Consider the following 20,053-nt stretch of genomic DNA (forward strand, 5'->3'; position numbering starts at 1 on the left):
TTACTCATGCTGCTTACCTTTGTTCACAAAGGCAGCGACCTCATCATGCATGGCCGTCTCAGAACCTCTCTGAGCTGCACCTGCTAGGCTGTCACCTTTGAAGTCATTCTGCCCTGATGCCGCATCCATACTGTTACGGATTGCGGATGCAACCTTGCCGCCAGTAGTGTCTGCGACCCGCTCTTTAGCGGATGCGATCATGCCTCCAACATTGTCTTTAACAACTTGGCCAACACCTTTGGCAAGACTCGTTCCCATGTCAGCAGCAAAGCGTCCAGTTGTACCCATCGCCGACATGAAGCTGCTACTGCCGCCAGAGGATACTCCAGCAGAATTTCCACCTGAACCTGATCCAGAACCACCACCGCTCGCCATGTTTTGCTGGGCAGACTGGAATGCTGCCTTGAGAGCCGAAACACCCCCCAGCGCTTGATAAACCAGCAGCCAGAGCAGAGCCTGCCGTCACCGCGGCCTGCATCAAAAGCAATACGAATTTAACGACCGAAGAGATACGCCGTGCATTGCCTGCGTTGCAGGAACCGCTTTGCCTGCTCAACGCCACGCAACTAGGCAAGCGGCTGCATTGCTCGGCCAAGACGGTGAACCAATTATTAGCCTCCAGAGGCTTTCAGTTCCGTAATGAACGCGACGAATGGGAATTAACCGAAGCCGGTCGCGTGTGGTGTGAAGCCATTCCGTACTCACGCAACGGGCACAGCAGTTATCAACTCTTGTGGAATCCAGACGTCATCGCGTGTCTGAGGGAGGCGGCATGAATTATTACATGCACCACATTGGCGATTACAAGAGTGACGCTAGCTATCTCTCGCTGCAAGAACACGGCATCTACTTCCTTCTATTAAGTCACTACTACGCTACAGAAAAACCGATACCGGCTGATAAAACGCACACGTACCGTATTGCTTATGCCCGTACCAAAAAAGAGAAAAGCGCCGTTGATTTCGTGCTTGATACATTTTTCTCATTGCAAGAAGACGGCTGGCATAACAAGCGATGCGATGAAGAGATTGCCGCCTATAAAGAAGGCGATGCGTGGCATGAGCATAAGGAGGCGAATAAGAACGGTCAGAACACCCGGACGCGTCGCCACCGTAAAGAACGCTCACGCTTGTTTGCCGAACTGAAAGACCATCAGGTCACTCCAGAATGGAATATGCCTATCAAGGAATTACGGCTGTTGCACAAAAAAACCTGTCACGCACCTGTAACGGCTGTAACGCCACCTGTAACACCTGTAACACCTGTAACACCTGTAACACCTACCCAAGAAGAATCATTCACCGGTCCCTCTTCCTCATTACGTTCGGAAGAGCGTTTGATCCGCGCCGAAAATGAGACATCTATTAAAGAATTACGGCAATGGAACGCAAAAACGAATGCAAAAACCGGTAACGCACCTGTAACGGCTGTAACGGCTAAACCATTAACCATTAATCCATTAACCATTATCTCTTCCTCACTGTGTTCGGAAGAGAGTTTGGTATTCGCCGAGGACGGCAACGCCACCGGCAGCACGGGAAAACCCAAGCGCTCGCCTCACGGCTCACGCCTGCCCGATGACTGGGTACCCAGTGAGGTTGATGTGTTGTACGCCACCCAGCAGGGTGTGGATGGACGCTACGAAGCCGAGAAATTCCGCGATTACTGGCGCAGCGTGGCCGGAGCCAAGGGGCGTAAACAGGATTGGGAGGCCACTTGGCGTAACTGGATTCGCCGCGCTGCCGAAGACAAAACCAGCTCCATGAAGCACGGATATCAACGCCATGAATACAATTCAAGACCTATGCGACTCGGCCTTGCAGATCAAGCCCGCGCCTTCCATAGACAATTTGACCTGCGTGACGGATCGCTCCAGTAACACCGCTTCCCTTGCGCAAGCCACGGTGATCCCGTTCCCCTGGCTGCGCCGCTTATGGGAGCGGATGACTGCGTTCTATGGCCACGCCTGGGTGAATGTTCATGGTCAGTCGGCCCAAGACGAAGAAGGCGCCCTGACCGTGGCTGGTGAAACCTGGCAGAAGGCGCTGGTTGGGCTGGAGGCGTCTCAGTTTGCGGACGGGTTGGCGGCGTGCATTGCTGAAGGCGGCGAGTTTCCGCCCAGTGCGCCGCGGTTCCGTAGCATGTGTTTAGGCGTCCCATCCCTGGCGGCGGTACGGAGTCACTTCACCGCAGGCACCACGCAACGCAATACGCCGTTTGTAGCCAAATGCTGGGAGTTCATCGACTCATGGAGCTATTGCCAGTCCAGCCGTGCTGAGGCTGATCGGATGCTGCGTGAGGCCTACGAGCAAGCGCGAGACTTTGTCATGCGTGGCGGCGTCCTGCCAGAGGTGCCTGTTGCCCTGATTGAGGCGCAACAGCCCGCAGCGCCCCAACCGGCCTCCCCTGACGTGGCTCACGCAGCGCTGGAGGAAATTAGCAGCATGTTTCATCACCCTGAGCTGGCCGCCCGTGAGGAAAAGCTCATGGCCGAATTCCACATCAGCCGGAATCAGGCGCATGAGCTGATTGAATCGGGGGTGGTATGAGCAAGGCGATGCCTATGGCTGCCTGCGCCATGGCAGGAGTGAAGCAGATGCAATCTTTAACATTGCCGTGGCCCTCCAAGGACCTGTCACCGAACGCACGGGTGCATTGGACACGGCGCAGCAAAGCCGTAAAACAGGCCAGAGGCTACGCCGAGGTGATGGCACGGCGTGCCGGATGGAGTGGCCTGTCACTGCCTGTTGAGGGGCGTCTGGATTTATGGATTAGCTTCTATCCGCCCACACGCTGTCTGCCTGACGATGACAACATGCTGGCGCGGTTTAAGCCGTACCGGGATGGCATTGCCGATGCCCTGGGCATTGATGACCGGCGTTTTGTATCGCATCCGTTGATTGAGGATGAGGTACGCCACGCCGGACAGGTGGTCATCACCATCACGGGCATCACGCAGCAAGCAAGCAACGGAGGGCCACGCCTGCACGCCCATCCTGCATTCTGATCCTCCCCATCCGTGGTGATGGCCGTGTGACCAACGTTTATTCAGGTGATGCCTACCTGAGCGCTATGAAGCGCCTGGTGACTGCTTCTGGTCACCGCTTTTGACGTAAAACCCACAGGACATCCGCCATGACTGATCCGCGACGCTTACTGGCTCGTTTGAACCCGAGCACGATCCGCTACGACACGCTACCTGGTGGAGTGCCTGAGTTGACAGCGCAAGACATTGCCCATGCCCTGGGGCTGGTGCCTGCGGGGTTGGGGCGTGAGGTACTGCAAGCGTGCTGGTGGCCGGATGGCGCAGCGTTGCGCCGTAGCCCCTTGCGCGATGCGGCGGTGGCCTTGGTGGTGCCGGAGATTCGACGGCAGCAGCAGCGCTTGCTGGAAGCGCGTACCGATGTGGGCATTGTCAAAGCGTGCATGGGGTGGACCCGAGTAACGACAAGCACACAGCAGGCGGCGCTCAGGCGTGCGCAGGAGCGGCTGGACAAGCTCAAAGCCCACCTGTGGCCGCAGGCGACGTTGGAGATGTTACCGGTACTGGTTGCGGCGGTGGTGGGTGAGCTGTCCACGCCGCAGTTATGCCCCTGCTGTCATGGTCGGGGGGAACGGCGTGTAGGGGCGTTGGTGAAGGTGTGCACGGCGTGCGGGGGCAGCGGTGCGGTTCCCGCCAGTGACCGCAAGCGTGCCGCTGCCCTTGGCCGGGACGAATCCACCTACCGCACGACATGGCGCGGCCTGTATGAGTGGCTGTTGGAGCGGATGGGTGTTGCGGAACGACAGGCCGCGACGCAGTTGCAAGAGGCGTTGCAGACAGATGCTGCGTGATGTGCTCGTTGACCTCTCGCATTAGGTACTATATTATAGTACCATATAATCTATGAAGCGTAAGCACGCTAAAACTCTCAGCGCTATATACACACGCCCTGTTTCGGCCAACATTCAATGGCGCGATATTGAAGCGCTGTTCGTGGAGCTTGGAGCGAAAGTAGAAGAACGTGAAGGTTCTCGTATGTTGGTGCGACTGTTCGGTGAACGTCGGATATTCCACCGGCCCCACCCTTCTCCTAACACTGACAAGGGTGCTGTTGAATCAATCCGAGCTTGGTTGAAATCGAACGGAGTTACACCATGAAGAACATCATGACTATTGAGAGCTTTAAAGCCATCATTACCTATGATCCGGAGATCGACATGTTTCGCGGTGAATTTGTGGGTATCAATGGTGGTGCTGATTTCTATGCAAAAGACCTTAAGGGTCTTCGTCGAGAAGGAGCTATTTCTCTGAAGGTATTTTTGGAAGCCTGCAAAGAAGATAGCGTGGAACCACGTAAATGCTACTCAGGGAAGTTCAATGCAAGGATTTCTCCTGAACTGCATGCTTTGGCTTCTGAAGCCGCAGCAGCACAGGGCATCAGTTTGAACCAATTTGTAGAACAAGCGATTCAGCATGAAGTCCACACCTGATAAAAGAAATTCTCCTTCATTATTTTGTACGTGTAAGCCGTCCTAGAAATAAGTCGTTCCATACCCATGTGATGTGTTTTATTGGACTGGAGCGTAGTGCGGGATTGATGCCCCCGCACTTTCACCCCTACTGTACGCGCCTGAGTGGTGCTGTGTACTCTCTGCTGTGGTGTACCGTTTTAAGCGGCTTGAGTATGCCAAGGAGTGATTTTGCTGAGTGTTTCGGCGAGCTTGTCTTTTGTGGCGGCAGCGTCGTAGTCCATTTGCAATCCGAGCCAGAAACCATCGGATGTGCCTAAGAACTTTGACAGACGCAATGCCGTATCGGCAGTGACAGCGCGATCACCGCTGACAATCTGGCCAATACGCCGTTGTGGCACGCCAATGGACTTAGCAAGGCGGTATTGGGTAATGCCCATGGGTTCAAGGAATTCATGGAGCAGGATGTCTCCTGGAGTGGGATATGGAACAGTGCGCATAGCAGCCTCTTAGTGATAGTCCACGATTTCGACGTTTTTAGGGCCTGCAACGGTCCAGGTGAAGCAGATACGAAATTGATCGTTGATACGGATGCTGTATTGCCCTTTGCGGTGACCTTTCAGCATTTCCAACCGATTAGCGGGAGGAATGCGTAGATCATCGACATGAGCAGCACGATGTAGCATCGCAAGTTTACGCATAGCAACAGTTTCGATATTGACGAACCGAGGAATGCGCTTGCCATTGAAGAGCGATTCTGTGTGCTGACATGCTAAGGATTGAATTGCCATACTCCAGTAGTAACATGTTGCGATAGTAGCGCAATGCGTTATTGGAATGGGGGTGGCACGTATTCTGGAGTCACTCATCGTTTTAGCCGCACATGGAGGCCCGTCCTGTCCACTCTCAACGGGGCTTTTTTATTTAAAATCACAGACCGCCTAAAGGCGGTTTTTTTGTGTCCGTTTTCGCCAGCGTGGAAACTATTTAGTAAAATTACTAAATAAGTTGCGGAAACGATTGCGGAAATGATCGTAGTTTTCTTATGATAATTCCATTATAAAACAATAAGTTATAATGGCCACATCCTGCTAGATGTATTGATAGACTATCATTCATATATTTTAGGCACTAAAACCTTATGATTGTTGCGTCATCTGCTGCGTACAGGCTGCACGAAGGCGACGCACTGCGACTGCTTTGCGACATAGACAGCGCAAGCGTGGACGCGGTGATTACCGATCCGCCGTACTGTTCCGGTGCGATGCGGATGGCGGATCGCTTCAAGCCCACGAAAAGAAAATATATCAACAACGGCACGAAACACGTTGCCCCTGATTTTGATTGCGACTTCCGCGACCACCGAGGTTTTTTAGCGTGGTCCAGCCAATGGCTTTCAGAGTGTCGCCGCGTCACGCGCCCTGGTGGTGTGCTTTTAGTGTTTACTGATTGGCGGATGCTGCCAACGCTCACCGATGCCGTACAGAGTGCAGGCTGGGCGTGGCAGGGCATTGTGGTATGGGATAAAACGCCTGCATGTCGTCCCCAGCTAGGCCGGTTCCGCAGCCAAGCTGAATTTATCGTCTGGGCGTCCTGCGGCCTGATGAATCCCAAAGCGCATCCGGTCACGCCGGTAGGCGTTTTTTCTACCGGCACAGCCGCCCGTGAAAAGCGGCACCAAGTGGGGAAGCCGTTAGCGCTTATGGAGCATCTGGTAAAGATCGTCCCCCCTGCCTCTACGGTCCTTGATCCATTTGCAGGCAGCGGCACAACCGGCGTTGCCGCCTTGCGTGCAGGACATCGGTTTATTGGGATGGTTATTGGGATGGAGATGTCGCGTTTTAAGTACGTGTGAGTCGTGCCAAGCTGCGTTGTGCAGCCGTGTCAATCAACTGCCACACATGTTCGAAGTCTTTCGCGTTACCAAGGTATGGATCCGGTATTTCGCGTTCCTGTGTGATTCCTGCCCAAGGTAACCACAGGACGATCTTATGGGCTGTCCCGGGGGGCGCTAAGCGGAGCAGGTCGCATTGGTTCGACGCATCGGCGCAGAGTAGCCAGTCGAAGTGCTCAAAATCCGCATGGTGTACCTGACGGGCGCGCAGTGTGGAAATGTCAATACCGTGGCTGCGTGCGCAATGGACTGCACTGGCATCTGGTGGCTGGCCTATATGCCAGTGACTGGTGCCAGCGGAGTCGACTGCGATTTCCTCGTTTTTACCGCTTGCGGTGATGTGCTTGCGTAATGCTCCCTCGCCCATTGGGGAGCGACAAATGTTACCCAGGCAAACGACCAACAATCTCATACATCCTCCAATGCCTTCTCGGCTTTGGCTAAGTCTTCTGGGGTATCGATACCGGGCGGGAAATGTTCCGGAGTGATCCTGACCGCGATCCGATGCCCTGCTTCCAGCACACGCAGTTGTTCCAACGATTCAATCTGCTCCAAGGTCCCCGGTTGCATCGTGGTGAAGCGTTGCAGGAACCCAGCGTTGCAGGCATAGAGACCGATGTGGCGTAGCCACGGACCCAATGGCGTTGGTTCACGCGTTGTGGCGAAGGTATCCCGATTCCATGGGATCGGTGCACGGCTGAAGTACAACGCTTCTCCATGTGTATTGCACACTAGTTTGACGATATTCGGGTTGAACAGGTCTTCGCTCTTGTCGATGGTCGTTGCGAGCGTTGCCATGTCGGCGTTGCTGTGATGCAGCAATGCCGCTACAGCACGGATCCCCGCCGCTGGTGCGAACGGCTCATCGCCCTGTAGGTTGACCACGCACACCTCAGGATCCCATCCGGCGATGCGTGCGCACTCGGCTAAACGGTCGCTCCCGGATAGGTGAGTGTTTGCGGTCATCGCCACGTGGACACCGTCCAGAGAAGCAACGGCCTCAGCGATGCGTACATCGTCGGTTGCAACCCATACTTCTCGTGCCCCTGTACTAAGTGCCCGTTCGGCTACCCTGTGAATCAGTGGGCGACCACCAAGCAGGCGTAGCGGTTTTCCAGGCAGTCGTGATGCGGAAAAACGTGCGGGAATAGCAACTACAAAAGGCACGATTTCGAGACTCATCCAGACTTTCCTATGAAATCAAGTCAAACGACATCAAAAACAACGGCGTTTTTCTGTGCTCATGTGGGGCACATTCATACTTCGGCTGATTCATGTGGATTGAGGTGACACGTTGTGTTTCTCACATTCCCTGAAATTGCAGTAGCCGCAGCTGATTTTATTGTATCGGGTTGTCCCTGCTTGGCGCTGCACGAATGTGTAGTAACTGCGGGTGAGGGGAGGGCGCTACAGATCGAATATGGCGCGAAATGAAGCTATACATTGCTTCTGGGGCAGAAGATGTCTTTTTGCTGTGCTTGCTGTGGAATGTTGATGCTGAGTGGTGCAGAGGTTCATTGCTGATATATACGTATGGAATGTGGTTGAGCAGGCCATCATGTGGTGCCATGCGATGTTGTATCGCGGGCAGGCTGCCTCTTGGCTGAATCCTGCGAATGAGCGAAGATGGCGGCGTCACCACCGATGAGCGCGCTTGTGCTGCGCCCCTGCAATTGAGTAACACATTTCCCCGAGTCAGCCGCCACGCTGTCCAAACTGGTCTCTCTCCACATCCACGCGTGCGTAATGTCATTGCGGTTGGTTCGGGCAAGGGTGGGGTAGGCAAGTCAACGATTGCGGTCAATCTAGCTGTTGCGTTGCAGCGGACGGGTGTTCGGGTGGGGCTGCTGGATGCAGATATTTACGGGCCGAGTGTGCCGGCGATGCTGGGTTTAAGTGGGCGTCCGGAGAGTCCAGACAATAAATTGATTGAGCCATTGCGTGCATTTGGAATTGAGGCAATGTCGATCGGGCTGCTGATTGATGTTGATACCCCGATGATTTGGCGCGGTCCAATGGCCACCTCTGCGCTGACTCAATTGTTCAATGACACTTTGTGGGGTGATCTTGACTATCTGTTGATTGATTTGCCGCCGGGCACTGGTGATATCCAACTGACCTTATCGCAGAAGATTCCTGTGGCAGGTGCTGTCATTGTGACCACACCCCAGGACATTGCCACGCTGGATGCGCGTAAAGCGCTGAAAATGTTTGAAAAGGTGAATGTACCGGTCCTTGGTATCGTCGAGAATATGGCGATGCACTGTTGCCGACAATGTGGACATGTGGAACATCTGTTTGGTGAAGGAGGCGCGCAGCGGATGGCAGAGCACTACCATGTGCCATTGCTTGGGTCATTGCCATTGGACATTGTAATTCGCGAGCATGGTGATTTGGGTCAGCCGATTACGGTTGCTGCACCTAAAGGGAGCGTTGGGCAAGCCTATGCTGCTGTTGCTGCCTGTCTGGCGGCGGAATTGGCCAAGCGTCCGCGTGCTGCGATTCCGATGACCACAACATTGGGTTGAGCGGTGCGGCAATATGCTGTGTTGCTGAAAACAGTAATGTCTGCAATAGGCTCACTTTCTTGGTGCGTTGCTGAAGTGCGTTTTACTTTATTTAGTCATCGCATTTTTATAGGTGTTTCTGATTTACTCAGGATCGCTGCTTCGTTGGCTATTGTTTGGAAGGCTGTACGCGCAGCTTCCAGCGTGGTCTCTATGATGTTTGGTGAATGGGCGCTGGAGATAAATCCTGCTTCATACGCTGATGGGGCAAAAAACACGCCGCGTTGCAGCATCGCGTGGAAGAAGCGGTTGAAGCGGTCGGTATTGCAGGCGGTCGCTTGGGCATAGGTTTCCACCTGTTGATCGGTAAAAAACAGTCCGAACATACCGCCAATCTGTTGTGTGGTCATTGCAATGCCTGCCTGGCTGGCTGCTTGTTGCAAACCGGTACACAGGGCTGCGGCGGCGTTGCTCAGATGCGTATAGAAATCCGGAGCCTGTATTAGCTCCAGCATGGCCAGACCAGCCGCCATTGCCACTGGGTTACCGGAGAGGGTGCCTGCCTGATAGATTGGACCGGTTGGGGCAATGTGTTGCATCAGATCGCGGCGGCCACCATAGGCACCGACCGGCATGCCGCCACCGATGATCTTACCGAAGGTGGTCAGGTCCGGTGTCACTCCGTACAGCGCTTGCGCGCCGCCAAGTGCGACGCGAAAGCCGGTCATGACTTCATCAAAGATCAACAGCACTGCGTACTGGGTGCACAGGGTGCGTAAATGTTGCAGATAGCCTGGTTGCGGCGGAATGCAGTTGGCGTTGCCGATGACAGGTTCAACAATGACGGCCGCGATGTGGTGTCCCATCTCCTCAAACAGTGCCGTGGCCGCATCGAAATCGTTGTAAGTCAACGTGATCGTTAGTTTGCTCAGCTCGGCAGGCACCCCTGGTGAGCTTGGTATGCCAAGGGTCAGCATGCCGCTGCCGCCTTTGACTAGGAATGAGTCGCCGTGGCCGTGGTAACAGCCTTCGAATTTAACGATGTAATTGCGTCCAGTGGCACCGCGCGCTAGTCGGATCGCTGACAATGTGGCTTCAGTGCCAGAGTTGACCATGCGCACCATTTCGCAGGATGGCACGAGCCGCGCAATGGTTTCTGCCATGGTCACCTCGGCGGCACATGGGGCACCGTAGGACAGGCCGTTGCTAATCGCCACTTGCACTGCTTCACGCACCGCTGGATGGTTGTGGCCGACGATCATCGGTCCCCAAGAGCCGACATAATCAATGTAGCGGTGGCCGTCGACGTCAAACAGATAAGGGCCGTCGGCACGTGCAACGAAGAACGGTTCGCCGCCAACTGAGCGGAACGCACGGACTGGTGAATTAACGCCACCAGGGATGCGTGTTTGGGCCTGGACAAAGAGGGCATGAGAGCGGGAATGATTCATGGGGAGCGGAGACCTTGCAGCACGGGTAGTGGGATGAATGAGTGGATGCGTACAGCATGTCTATTGTTGCGGCAGCGACGGCTCTGTCGCATTAGTGACATGAAGTTGGCAAAAGTTGCGTTGGCGGTTATTTAGGTCGCTAGCAGGTAGAATTGTTCCGCAGGCGATAGCTCCTCACTTTGCAGGTGTTGATATTGCCCTTTTCGTATCATGCGGAGCAGTTCTATGCCGGCCAGGATCGTCTGTGCCCGTCGAAACGATTTGAATCTCAGCATCGGTCGACTCCGACGTTTAATACTTGGGTGATCCTGCTCAATCAGGTTGTTCAGGTACTTGCTTTGCCTGATATTAATTGAATTGCTTCCTCATCGGGTTTGTCGGCATTGAGCGCGGCCAAAGCTGAGGTGTTAGTACCACTTTTATCGATAGCGACCACCTCGGGTTCACCGTGATGACGGATGGCCTTATGAAAGAAACGAAGCGCCACAACGGCATCCTGTCGGGCAGTCAGCAGAAAATCAATGGTCTGCTCTGCTGTATCGACGGCACGGTACAGGTATTTCCACTGACCTTTGACTTTTATGTACGTTTCATCCATTCGCCAGTGACTTCCCACAGGACGTTTATGCCGATGAAATGCCATATCCAGTAACGGCAGCAGGCGAATGACCCAGCGGTGAAGCGTGTAATGGTCCACGGCAATACCACGCTCCGCCATCATTTCCTCGACATTGCGTAGGCTCAGGGCATAAGCCAGGTACCAGCGGACACACTGCGCAATAATATCGGCGGGATAATGCAGGCGACAGAAGGATTTAAGGAGAAGGACACGCAGTGACGCTGACAGAAAAATTGGGTCATCTGGCGTGGTGCGCCCTGGTGGCGCTTGCACTGGCCAGACAGAATGGCGATGTGTTGTCACAGGCGCAGGAAAACCTCTTTCTCACCCGCTGGCTGGGTACCGCGCTGAAGCAACGGCGTTTTTCGCATGATGTTGCCCCTGATATTGAGTGGCTTCTCAAAAAGGGATGCCAGCTGGGCATCAGCGCGAAGCTGGGCAGCAAGCTGAATTACCTCTGGTGTTCATGCATCGGCTCGCTCTCTGAGCAGAACGACCTGTTTATGGTTAGGAAACTCAATCGACCCTTTGGGGGTTTCCTAACCACGAGCAGTGGCGATGAAGAGCCTTATGAGGTAAGGCCTGTTGGGTGATAATGCGCAAAAAGGCCAGTTTTTGGGTTTTACGCTGGAATGGAACCGCAGAAATTTCCGTCAACAGAATGTTTAGATTAGAAGCTAACTGGCGAAAATACTGTTCGCCATTTAGTGTAGCAAGTGATTTTATTAAACAAGGGGTTGTAAATGATAAGTTGCATTGATCATATTGTTATCACCACTAGGGATATCAAAGTATGCTCTGATTTTTATACTCGTATACTGGGAATGGAGCTGATCCAGTTTGGTGATAACAGAATCGCGTTCAAGTTTGGACAACAAAAAATAAACGTTCACGAATATGGTAAAGAGATAGAGCCTAAAGCGCATCTTCCTGTTCCTGGTTCCCTGGATATCTGCCTGATAAGTTCTTACTCAATTGATGAGATAAAGAAGGTTTTAGAAAAAAACGACATTGTGATTGTCGATGGTCCGGTATCCCGGACGGGGGCGTGCGGTGCTATAACTTCACTATATCTGCGTGATCCTGACCTTAATCTTATAGAAATCTCGAATTATGAAAATCACTAACCGCTGGTGATAATGTCCGCGCTGTTAGGGGGTTGACGCTCAGTGGAACGAAAACGGTTCTGTCGCATTAAGGCCGCGTCGGGTAGCATCGCAAAAAGAAGTATGTTACCCGAGGCGGCCTTATTGAACATGTGTATGGATTTCTGGATACAGCGTCTATGGTTCCAGTAAACACATGATCAATGATGCGGATGCATCATATAGGGAAACTGCCGCTCGTTGTGTTTAGACAGGGAGTTTCCGCATCCTGCTGTGCATCTCCCGTTTTTCTTCAGGACGCACTAGCTGTGCATGTATTTCTTCATGTGGTTTCTTGACGGTAAACTGCTAACGTTGCGTGCCGTGCTGAGCTACTGTAGTACAGCACGTTGCTATTTATGTGTGCAATGCGGTGTACCAATCAAACGTGAATACTGTTTCTTATTGATGTAGCTATGCTGGGAACGCTGTCTGTAAGCCCTGGAGTGGAGCTATCCTCTGATTTGATCAAGCGTGTATGGCCGATGCAGTGTCGCTGTGTTTCCAGGTGGTGAGGTGATATTCCCATTGTTGAGCGTGCGTCTTTAATCCTCCGATTTACCTTCACGCAACCAGCTTGCTACTTGTGGTGCGAAGTAGGTCAATATGCCATCTGCACCGGCACGTTTGAATGCTATTAACGTTTCCAGCACACCGCTGCGTTCTTCTAACCAGCCGTTGGATACAGCAGCCTTGATCATGGCGTACTCGCCGCTGACTTGATATGCGTAAGTGGGCATCCGGAATGTCTCTTTTACCCGGCGTACTACATCCAAGCAAAGCAATCCAGGTTTGACGATCACCATATCTGCGCCTTCTTCGATGTCCAAGGCAATCTCACGGAGTGCTTCGTCACTGTTAGCCGGGTCCATCTGATAGGTTTTTTTGTCGGCTTTACCAAGGTTGGTCGCGCTGCCCACTGCATCCCGAAACGGGTTGTAGAATGCCGATGCGTATTTGGCCGAATAAGCCATGATGCTGGTATCTACGAAGTTTGGATGAGTGTCTAGGGCTTTGCGAATCGCACCGATGCGGCCATCCATCATGTCAGAGGGTGAGATGATGTCTGCACCTGCTTGTGCATGCGAGAGTGATTGTTTTACCAGTGCTTCTACGGTGATGTCGTTGAGTACGTAGCCTTGTGAGTTGATGATTCCGTCTTGCCCGTGTGTGGTGTATGGATCTAGTGCGACATCTGTCATGACGCCGATCTCTGGGAAGCGTGTTTTAAGTGCACGTACTGCATGTTGTACTAAGCCATCTGGGTTCCATGCTTCGGCGGCGTCAAGGCTTTTCAATGCCGGATCAATGACCGGGAATAAGCTGATGAGTGGAATACCTAAAGTTAATGCGTGTTCGGCCTCATGGAGCAGTGCATCCAGTGAGAGCCGCTCTACACCAGGCATTGATGCGATGGGTGTCCGCCCGGGTAGGCCATGCACGAAGACCGGCCAGATTAGGTCATCCACAGTCAAGGTGTATTCGCGTATCAGTCGTCGAATAAAGGGATGACGGCGCATACGCCGTGGACGGTAATGTGGATAGGCCATGATTGAGTTGATGTGAATGATGGGGTGGGGCGTGACATTCAGTTGTTATGTGGTTGTCACGATTGGGAAAGCAATATTTTGTGCCAGTGTTTTTAAGGGCTGATGGTTGAATACTGATCGAAACGGAGGCAAGAGGGATGAGAGTCAATGTGTATTGACCTCACTCTCCTAATGTTCATGGTCCGGTTGCGGTCATTTGGATAGGTAAGTCGATTGGATTAGGTTGTGCGGGACGTTAAATTAAGGGCCAGCCTGGTGAACCGCAGAGGGGACGATCGTATACAGAGGTCTACAATCTGCATCAGGTGAATGAGTCTATTATGACAATCATTATATGCGGCTCTGTGATGGTGCTTATGGGACGTAATGTCGCGGTTACATCATCCGTTTGGAGTTAACGGACTCTCTCCATCATGTCGAGGGAGCAATGATTTTCATTGGATGTCTCTATTGAGAGTGTTCGGAAGTAGGTTCCCGAGGTGTGTTTGGTGCATGGTGAAGTCTGTCTGATGCCTGATGTCGCAGCATATAAAATATGTGAGGATAATCACTGTAAGGTGATCTTTCCCAGGTTCAGTGACCATGGAATTCGTTCAGGAGTCCTATGACCATGTCTTTGCGTTTTGTGATCGTCACTTTCTTTGCCCTCGCTTTGGTTGGTTGTGCCATTACTTCCAAGGTAATGTTAGGCCCGGCACGTGAGCCGATTGAGCCAGCATTAGTAAACATTTATCCTAATCTTCCTGCCAATGCCGTACAGATCGCACAGCTTGAATCGATCAGTGGTTCTGAATTTGGAAGTCAATCCCAGAGGGACGCTTTGATAGCGCAATTCAAGCGTGAAGCAGCCAAACTTGGTGCTAATGGTCTGATATTGGTGGGAGGTGCCTCCCAACGTTCCGATACTAGAAGCTTTGCTAGCCGTATCGTCAGTGCTTTGAATATTGGTATCCCTGCTATGCGGAAGCAAACCGCAGGTATCGCGATTTTCGTACCTTCTGCTACGCGTTTGCCTTATGAGGGTTTGGAGAAGAGTCAGGACCAACCAAGACACGAGCATATCCGCTTGGAGTGGGCGGACCCTTTCGATCATGCCCAGTGAGCAATGATCTTCATGGCGTTTCCCTATGAAGACGCTTTCGGCGGAAGATCGGTCCTCACGTTATGCTTGGTGCATGGTGACGACTGCGTCATGTCTAATACCTCCAGATAATAATGAGTGATGGCAATCACGTTAAGATAGTCTTTCCAGGTTCAGTGACCTACTCACATCATTTCCACTACGGCATTAGTTTTAGTTCAGGAGTTCCATGCCCATGTCTTTGCGTTTTGTGATCGCCACTCTTTTCTCTCTCGTTTTGGTTGGTTGTGCCAGCACTTCTAAAGTAATGTTAAGCTCAGCGCGTACACCGATTGATCCAGCGTTAGTACGCATTTACTCGAATGCTCCTGCCAATGCTATAGAGATCGCACAGCTTGAATCGATCAGCGGTTCTGGATTTGGCAGTCAAGCTCAAACGGATGCTGCGATAGCCCAACTCAAGCGTGAGGCAGCCAAACTTGGTGCTAATGGCGTGGTCTTGGTGGGTGTCGGCTCACAGCGTTCCGGTGGCGGCGTGTCGATCGGTGCTGGAAGCTTTGCTGGAAGTATCGCCAGTGGTTTGAGTGTTGGTATTCCTACCATGCGAAAGCAAGCGGCAGGTATCGCGATTTTCGTACCCTCTGATAGTGGGTCTTCTAGGGAGCCACAGAAGAGTCCAGCTCGCTGACCAAGACACCATAGATGAGACTGGATTGCTCGATAATGTAATGCCTGTGCAACCACTGAAGGTGGGTCACTTGGATATGATGTCTCCGTGTAAATAGTCTTTATCAGGTTTATTGACCTGCACTTATCAATCAGTTAGTTGTAATTTTTTTACATAACGCATTGATTTTATTGTGTTCGAAAAACCGCAAGCGGAAGCGATTTTAGGGGGGCTCTCGCTTGTTTCAGGGGGCCCTAGCTTAGTTTCTGGCTGATGGCTTAGCCATCGTTTTGATGAATATTGTCAGTAGACAGTGGGCCGTTGGTGCGCTTGCGCAGTAAATCCGTTGCGAACTTCAGAACTGCGTGGCGCTCACATTACGGACGTGGGCAGGCTTACCCAAGGACACCGTTCAAAAGGTGATCCGTCACACGATGTCTACCGAGCTATGCTCTGCAGGCGTGGCTGCGGAGAACATTCAATGGATGCTTGCGGCACCGTGCATATAGTGGGATTACGGGGGGGGTACGCCAAATACAGGGGTGACGACTATATGGCAGATGTTGTTGGCGCTATTGACGCCTATATGGGCAAGCTGCGCGCCAGTCAATAAATCAAATATTGATAAGATTGCGCAACCTATTGATTTTATTGGAGCGGGAAACGAGGCTCGAACTCGCGACCTCAACCTTGGCAAGGTTGCGCTCTACCAACTGAGCTATTCCCGCTTGGGCCACGAAATCCTACACGCTTGACGAATGCTGTCAACTATTAATTTTGTCGGTTCTTGCTGATGTGCGTTTTAATCACTACAGGTTTTCCGGTACGTAAACTAGGCCAGGCAGCGTGCAAATACTGGAAACCAGACCACAGTGTCAGTAACGCGGAAATCAGCAATGTCCAATAACCGACTTGGAAGATCAAGTGGCCAAACCATATTTGATGGATCGCCTTCTTCTCGGGTGTCACCGAATAGAGCAGACACAGTACCGCAATCATTTGAGCCGTCGTCTTCACTTTGCCAAGGACAGCTACACGCACCTTGGCACGATGACCAATTTCGGCCATCCACTCACGCAATGCTGACACTGCAATTTCACGACTAACGATCACTGCTGCCCAAAATGCCATCGACGGTGTCGGGTGACCTTGCACAATGAGAAATAATGCGATGGCCACCATCAATTTGTCCGCAACTGGGTCTAAAAACGCACCCAATAACGAATGTTGCGCGTAACGACGTGCGATCCATCCATCAAGCCAGTCGGTAATTGCAGCGATCGCAAACACTCCCGTAGCGACAATATTGCTCCATTGATAAGGTAGATAGAACACCACAATGAGCACAGGGATCATCACGATCCGTAGCAGCGTTAACCAAGTGGGGACGGTCAATTTCATGACACCCTCGACGCATTTGCTGCATCATTTTTCGATAGTCCATGCAGGCTGGCGTAAATCTTGGCTGCCAGCGCAGTACTGATGCCTTCCACCCTGGCAATCTCGGTTTGGCCAGCAGCTTTGACTCCCGCCAGTCCACCAAAATGCTTGAGAAGATTGGCGCGGCGGCGTGAGCCGATTCCAGGAATGTCTTCTAATTTACTGGTCATCCGCGTTTTTTGCCGACGTGCGCGGTGTCCAGTGATTGCAAATCGGTGTGCCTCGTCACGCACCTGCTGGATGAACTGCAACGCGGGTGAAGCTGCTCCAGGATGCAGCTCCTGTCCATCCAGCATAATCAGCGTCTCGTGTCCTGCACGGCGCTCTTCGCCCTTGGACACGCCGACCAGCAGCACGCTTTCCACCCCAACAGCGTTGAGTGCCATCTTGGCTTGTGCCAACTGGCCAGCACCACCGTCAATGAATAGCACGTCCGGTCGTTCTCCCTGTTTGTCTTCTTCAACCGCACGGCGGAAGCGCCTCTCGATGGCCTGACGCATTGCTGCATAGTCGTCACCAGGGGTAATGCCAGTGATGTTGTAACGCCGATACTGGGAACGTACCGGACCAACAGCATCAAACACCACACAGGAGGCAACCGTGGCCTCACCCATCGTGTGACTAATGTCGAAGCATTCTACACGCTTAATCGGCCCCTCCAGACCGAGCAGTTGACGTACTGCTTCACTACGTACCCGCTGGGCACGTTGGCTGGTGAGTTCGGTGGATAAGGCTACTTGAGCGTTACGTACGGCTAACTCGACGTAACCGGCACGCTCACCACGGACGTTCCAGCGTAGGCTGATTTTATGTGCGCTGGAACGACTGAATGCGGCTTCCAGGAGTGTGTGATCGGGGATTTCTTGGTCCAGCAGGATCTCCGGTGGAGGTGGGTACTCCGCGTAGTATTGAGAGACAAAGGCACTGAGTATCTCAGCGGTGCGTTCTTCACCATTTGTCTTGGGAAAGAACATACGTGTGCCAAGATTGCGGCCATCACGGAAACTGAGCAGCAGTACGCAGGCGTGACCGGATAGAGCCGCGCAGGCCAGCACATCTAAATCTGCGGCGCGTCCGTCCACGTATTGCCGATTTTGCATGCTGCGTAATGAGGTGAGCAGGTCGCGCAACCGCGCGGCCTGCTCGAATTCCAGATGTTCACTGGCAACTTGCATTGCTTGTATCAACTCTTCTGCAAGCAGATCGCTTTTCCCTTCAAGAAACAGCGTCACACGGTGTACTGCCTCAGTGTAATTATCGTGTGTGACCACGTTGACACATGGTGCACTGCAACGTCCAATTTGATATTGCAGGCATGGTCGCGAACGGTTGCGGAACACACTGTCTTCACAACTGCGTAGTTTGAATAGTTTGTGTATGAGATTCAGCATGTCGCGTACCGCGGTCACCCCAGGATAGGGGCCGAAGTAGCGGCCTGGAACGATCTGTGGGCCGCGATGTAGTGCAATGCGTGGCCATGCCTCACGTGTCAGCAGTACGTATGGATAACTCTTGTCGTCTCGCAGCAAGACGTTATAGCGCGGAGTCAGTGATTTAATGAGCTGGTTCTCCAGCAGCAGGGCTTCGGCTTCGTTGCGCGTGATGGTGACGTCCATGCGTACCACCTGGGCGAGCATGGCGGTCAGCCGGGTATTTTTTGGAGTGCCATTGAAATAGCTGGCAACGCGTTTGCGCAGCGCCCCTGCTTTGCCAACGTATAACAACGTGTCGTCAGCAGCGTACATACGATAGACGCCAGGCGCCGTACTCAGATGTGCGGCGAACCTTTTTCCATCAAATGTGATTGGTGCGTTATCCGTCATATTCCAATGATGTTGCACACATTGCTTCGCCCTTGCCGATTGACAGCACCAAAGCCGTTGAGGCTAACGCGATTCACTGAGGAAGCGCCAGCCAAGTGTGCTTGTTTGGATCTTCAGCTCTATTGAACCAGTACATCCTATTGTCCGTCCGACGTTTCACTGAAACAACAGGGGGACAATGTCAGGCAGATGCTGCATTGCGATGTCATCTAAGAAAAACAAGGGAAGTGTGGTTGCCACAGAGGATAGCCACGATCCCGTTGTGCCAATTGGTTTGGCATCGTCATAGTGCGTCTTTTCCCCGCCGCAACCAGCAAAGCCCGCACGCGCTGGGGCAATACACAGACGAACAGCAGTAAACCAGATACACACGTTGCTCTTGCCGTGGCCGTCCAAGGACCTGTCACCGAACGCATGGATGCATTGCCCCCTTCTGCCCCTTAACGCAGCGCGGGGCTTTTTAACTCAGATAAAGCCATGAAAACCGCCTAAAGGCGGTTTTTTTCTGTCCGTTTTCGCCAGCGTGGAAACTATTTAGTAAAATTACTAAATAAGTTGCGGAAACGATTGCGGAAATGATCGTAGTTTTCTTATGATAATTCCATTATAAAACAATGGGTTATAACGGTCACATACTGTTGGGTGCGATGATAGCCTATCATTCATATATTTTAGGCACTAAAACCTTATGATTGTTGCGTCATCTGCTGCGTACAGGCTGCACCAAGGCGACGCACTGCGGCTGCTTTGCGGCATAGACAGCGCCAGCGTGGACGCGGTGATTACCGATCCGCCGTACTGTTCCGGTGCGATGCGGATGGCGGATCGCTTCAAGCCCACGAAAAGAAAATATATCAACAACGGCACGAAACACGTTGCCCCTGATTTTGATTGCGACTTCCGCGACCACCGAGGTTTTTTAGCGTGGTCCAGCCAATGGCTTTCAGAGTGTCGCCGCGTCACGCGCCCTGGTGGTGTGCTTTTAGTGTTTACTGATTGGCGGATGCTGCCAACGCTCACCGATGCCGTACAGAGTGCAGGCTGGGCGTGGCAGGGCATTGTGGTATGGGATAAGACGCCTGCATGTCGTCCCCAGCTAGGCCGGTTTCGCAGCCAAGCTGAATTTATCGTCTGGGCGTCCTGCGGCCTGATGAATCCCAAAGCGCATCCGGTCACGCCGGTAGGCGTTTTTGCTACCGGCACAGCCCCCCGCGAAAAGCGGCACCAAGTGGGGAAGCCGTTAGCGCTGATGGAGCATCTGGTAAAGATCGTCCCCCCTGCCTCTACGGTCCTTGATCCATTTGCAGGCAGCGGCACAACCGGCGTTGCCGCCTTGCGTGCTGGACATCGGTTTATTGGGATGGAGCTATCACCGTGGTACTGCGATGTAACGAAGCAGCGTTTAGCAGATAGCACGTAACACG

At 52.8% G+C, this 20,053-nt stretch carries 23 protein-coding genes, 1 tRNA gene and 2 pseudogenes; 15 read left to right on the forward strand and 11 right to left on the reverse strand.

Going from position 1 to position 20,053, the window contains the following annotated elements; translation table 11 throughout:
* Positions 1 to 375: a conjugal transfer protein gene (locus F7G16_RS05350; RefSeq protein WP_004091110.1), complete on the reverse strand. Its 375-nt coding sequence runs from the start codon at positions 373 to 375 to the stop codon at positions 1 to 3.
* An 83-nt stretch (positions 376 to 458) separates the two neighbouring features.
* Here F7G16_RS05350 and F7G16_RS05355 point away from each other — a divergent pair.
* From F7G16_RS05355 to F7G16_RS05385, 7 genes and pseudogenes are all read left to right on the forward strand, one after another.
* Positions 459 to 776: pseudogene (locus F7G16_RS05355) on the forward strand (hypothetical protein); the annotation flags it as partial.
* Positions 773 to 1,879: a YdaU family protein gene (locus F7G16_RS05360; RefSeq protein WP_012382665.1), complete on the forward strand. Its 1,107-nt coding sequence runs from the start codon at positions 773 to 775 to the stop codon at positions 1,877 to 1,879. The pseudogene F7G16_RS05355 and the gene F7G16_RS05360, both read left to right, overlap by 4 nt.
* Positions 1,860 to 2,549 carry a hypothetical protein gene (locus F7G16_RS05365; RefSeq protein ID WP_011098061.1) on the forward strand — a complete coding sequence of 230 codons (690 nt, stop codon included), beginning with the start codon at positions 1,860 to 1,862 and terminating at the stop codon, positions 2,547 to 2,549. The genes F7G16_RS05360 and F7G16_RS05365 overlap by 20 nt, the downstream gene beginning before the upstream one ends.
* Entirely contained in the window at positions 2,546 to 3,007 is a 462-nt protein-coding gene (locus tag F7G16_RS05370) for a hypothetical protein (RefSeq protein WP_011098060.1), read from the forward strand. Before F7G16_RS05365 ends, F7G16_RS05370 begins: the two co-directional genes overlap by 4 nt.
* A gap of 128 nt (positions 3,008 to 3,135) precedes the next feature.
* The gene (locus tag F7G16_RS05375; RefSeq protein ID WP_011098059.1) at positions 3,136 to 3,834 is read left to right on the forward strand and encodes a DnaJ-like cysteine-rich domain-containing protein; all 699 of its coding nucleotides are present in this window, start codon (positions 3,136 to 3,138) and stop codon (positions 3,832 to 3,834) included.
* A 52-nt stretch (positions 3,835 to 3,886) separates the two neighbouring features.
* Positions 3,887 to 4,141: a type II toxin-antitoxin system HicA family toxin gene (locus tag F7G16_RS05380; RefSeq protein WP_004089517.1), complete on the forward strand. Its 255-nt coding sequence runs from the start codon at positions 3,887 to 3,889 to the stop codon at positions 4,139 to 4,141.
* Positions 4,138 to 4,473: a type II toxin-antitoxin system HicB family antitoxin gene (locus tag F7G16_RS05385; protein WP_004085025.1), complete on the forward strand. Its 336-nt coding sequence runs from the start codon at positions 4,138 to 4,140 to the stop codon at positions 4,471 to 4,473. The genes F7G16_RS05380 and F7G16_RS05385 overlap by 4 nt, the downstream gene beginning before the upstream one ends.
* 179 nt (positions 4,474 to 4,652) lie before the next feature.
* Here the strand turns inward: F7G16_RS05385 and F7G16_RS05390 are convergent, their stop codons facing one another.
* Both F7G16_RS05390 and F7G16_RS05395 read right to left on the reverse strand, forming a co-directional pair.
* The gene (locus F7G16_RS05390; RefSeq protein WP_004089519.1) at positions 4,653 to 4,952 is read right to left on the reverse strand and encodes a HigA family addiction module antitoxin; all 300 of its coding nucleotides are present in this window, start codon (positions 4,950 to 4,952) and stop codon (positions 4,653 to 4,655) included.
* A gap of 9 nt (positions 4,953 to 4,961) precedes the next feature.
* A complete protein-coding gene (locus tag F7G16_RS05395; RefSeq protein ID WP_011098058.1) occupies positions 4,962 to 5,243 on the reverse strand; it encodes a type II toxin-antitoxin system RelE/ParE family toxin in 282 nt (93 codons plus the stop codon).
* A gap of 350 nt (positions 5,244 to 5,593) precedes the next feature.
* Here F7G16_RS05395 and F7G16_RS05400 point away from each other — a divergent pair, with 350 nt between their 5' ends.
* Entirely contained in the window at positions 5,594 to 6,307 is a 714-nt protein-coding gene (locus tag F7G16_RS05400; protein ID WP_011098057.1) for a DNA-methyltransferase, read from the forward strand.
* Here F7G16_RS05400 and F7G16_RS05405 read toward each other — a convergent pair.
* Complete coding sequence (locus F7G16_RS05405; protein ID WP_011098056.1) at positions 6,294 to 6,758, reverse strand: low molecular weight protein-tyrosine-phosphatase; 465 nt, start codon at positions 6,756 to 6,758, stop codon at positions 6,294 to 6,296. The genes F7G16_RS05400 and F7G16_RS05405 overlap by 14 nt on opposite strands.
* Positions 6,755 to 7,528, reverse strand: a complete 774-nt coding sequence (kdsB, locus tag F7G16_RS05410) for a 3-deoxy-manno-octulosonate cytidylyltransferase (protein WP_004089528.1) — start codon at positions 7,526 to 7,528, stop codon at positions 6,755 to 6,757. The genes F7G16_RS05405 and kdsB overlap by 4 nt, the downstream gene beginning before the upstream one ends.
* A 434-nt stretch (positions 7,529 to 7,962) precedes the next feature.
* On the opposite strand from kdsB, the gene apbC reads away from it, so the two are divergent.
* Complete coding sequence (gene apbC, locus F7G16_RS05415) at positions 7,963 to 8,874, forward strand: iron-sulfur cluster carrier protein ApbC (RefSeq protein WP_004089529.1); 912 nt, start codon at positions 7,963 to 7,965, stop codon at positions 8,872 to 8,874.
* 95 nt (positions 8,875 to 8,969) lie between these two features.
* Here apbC and hemL read toward each other — a convergent pair whose 3' ends face one another.
* Complete coding sequence (gene hemL, locus F7G16_RS05420) at positions 8,970 to 10,304, reverse strand: glutamate-1-semialdehyde 2,1-aminomutase (protein ID WP_004089531.1); 1,335 nt, start codon at positions 10,302 to 10,304, stop codon at positions 8,970 to 8,972.
* Positions 10,305 to 10,435: 131 nt separating this feature from the next.
* Positions 10,436 to 11,139: pseudogene (locus F7G16_RS05425) on the reverse strand (IS6 family transposase).
* Between F7G16_RS05425 and F7G16_RS05430 the strand changes: the two are divergent.
* Both F7G16_RS05430 and F7G16_RS05435 read left to right on the forward strand, forming a co-directional pair.
* Positions 11,139 to 11,516 (forward strand): DUF2913 family protein, encoded by a 378-nt coding sequence (locus F7G16_RS05430; protein ID WP_038233122.1) that lies wholly within the window; start codon positions 11,139 to 11,141, stop codon positions 11,514 to 11,516. The pseudogene F7G16_RS05425 and the gene F7G16_RS05430 overlap by 1 nt on opposite strands.
* Positions 11,517 to 11,666: 150 nt before the next feature.
* Positions 11,667 to 12,050 (forward strand): VOC family protein, encoded by a 384-nt coding sequence (locus F7G16_RS05435; RefSeq protein WP_004089538.1) that lies wholly within the window; start codon positions 11,667 to 11,669, stop codon positions 12,048 to 12,050.
* A gap of 563 nt (positions 12,051 to 12,613) precedes the next feature.
* On the opposite strand, the gene hemB is transcribed toward F7G16_RS05435, so the two are convergent.
* Positions 12,614 to 13,618 (reverse strand): porphobilinogen synthase, encoded by a 1,005-nt coding sequence (hemB, locus tag F7G16_RS05440; protein ID WP_004089540.1) that lies wholly within the window; start codon positions 13,616 to 13,618, stop codon positions 12,614 to 12,616.
* 604 nt (positions 13,619 to 14,222) lie between these two features.
* Between hemB and F7G16_RS05445 the strand changes: the two genes are divergently transcribed.
* Both F7G16_RS05445 and F7G16_RS05450 read left to right on the forward strand, forming a co-directional pair.
* Positions 14,223 to 14,720 carry a hypothetical protein gene (locus F7G16_RS05445; RefSeq protein WP_011098052.1) on the forward strand — a complete coding sequence of 166 codons (498 nt, stop codon included), beginning with the start codon at positions 14,223 to 14,225 and terminating at the stop codon, positions 14,718 to 14,720.
* A 208-nt stretch (positions 14,721 to 14,928) separates the two neighbouring features.
* On the forward strand, positions 14,929 to 15,387 hold the full coding sequence (locus F7G16_RS05450; RefSeq protein WP_011098051.1) for an outer membrane protein assembly factor BamD: 459 nt from the start codon (positions 14,929 to 14,931) through the stop codon (positions 15,385 to 15,387).
* 631 nt (positions 15,388 to 16,018) lie between these two features.
* Here the strand turns inward: F7G16_RS05450 and F7G16_RS05455 are convergent.
* The 3 genes from F7G16_RS05455 to uvrC form a co-directional block, all read right to left on the reverse strand.
* A tRNA-Gly gene (locus F7G16_RS05455) sits at positions 16,019 to 16,094 on the reverse strand.
* 43 nt (positions 16,095 to 16,137) lie between these two features.
* Positions 16,138 to 16,767, reverse strand: a complete 630-nt coding sequence (pgsA, locus tag F7G16_RS05460; RefSeq protein WP_004089556.1) for a CDP-diacylglycerol--glycerol-3-phosphate 3-phosphatidyltransferase — start codon at positions 16,765 to 16,767, stop codon at positions 16,138 to 16,140.
* On the reverse strand, positions 16,764 to 18,629 hold the full coding sequence (gene uvrC / locus F7G16_RS05465) for an excinuclease ABC subunit UvrC (protein ID WP_004089558.1): 1,866 nt from the start codon (positions 18,627 to 18,629) through the stop codon (positions 16,764 to 16,766). The genes pgsA and uvrC overlap by 4 nt, the downstream gene beginning before the upstream one ends.
* A gap of 288 nt (positions 18,630 to 18,917) precedes the next feature.
* Between uvrC and F7G16_RS05470 the strand changes: the two genes are divergently transcribed.
* Both F7G16_RS05470 and F7G16_RS05475 read left to right on the forward strand, forming a co-directional pair.
* On the forward strand, positions 18,918 to 19,073 hold the full coding sequence (locus tag F7G16_RS05470; protein WP_155115072.1) for a hypothetical protein: 156 nt from the start codon (positions 18,918 to 18,920) through the stop codon (positions 19,071 to 19,073).
* Between the two features lie 244 nt (positions 19,074 to 19,317).
* Positions 19,318 to 20,049 (forward strand): DNA-methyltransferase, encoded by a 732-nt coding sequence (locus F7G16_RS05475; RefSeq protein ID WP_004089563.1) that lies wholly within the window; start codon positions 19,318 to 19,320, stop codon positions 20,047 to 20,049.
* The last annotated feature ends 4 nt before the right edge of the window (positions 20,050 to 20,053 follow it).

It is taken from the genome of Xylella fastidiosa (assembly GCF_011801475.1).
GTDB lineage: Bacteria > Pseudomonadota > Gammaproteobacteria > Xanthomonadales > Xanthomonadaceae > Xylella > Xylella fastidiosa.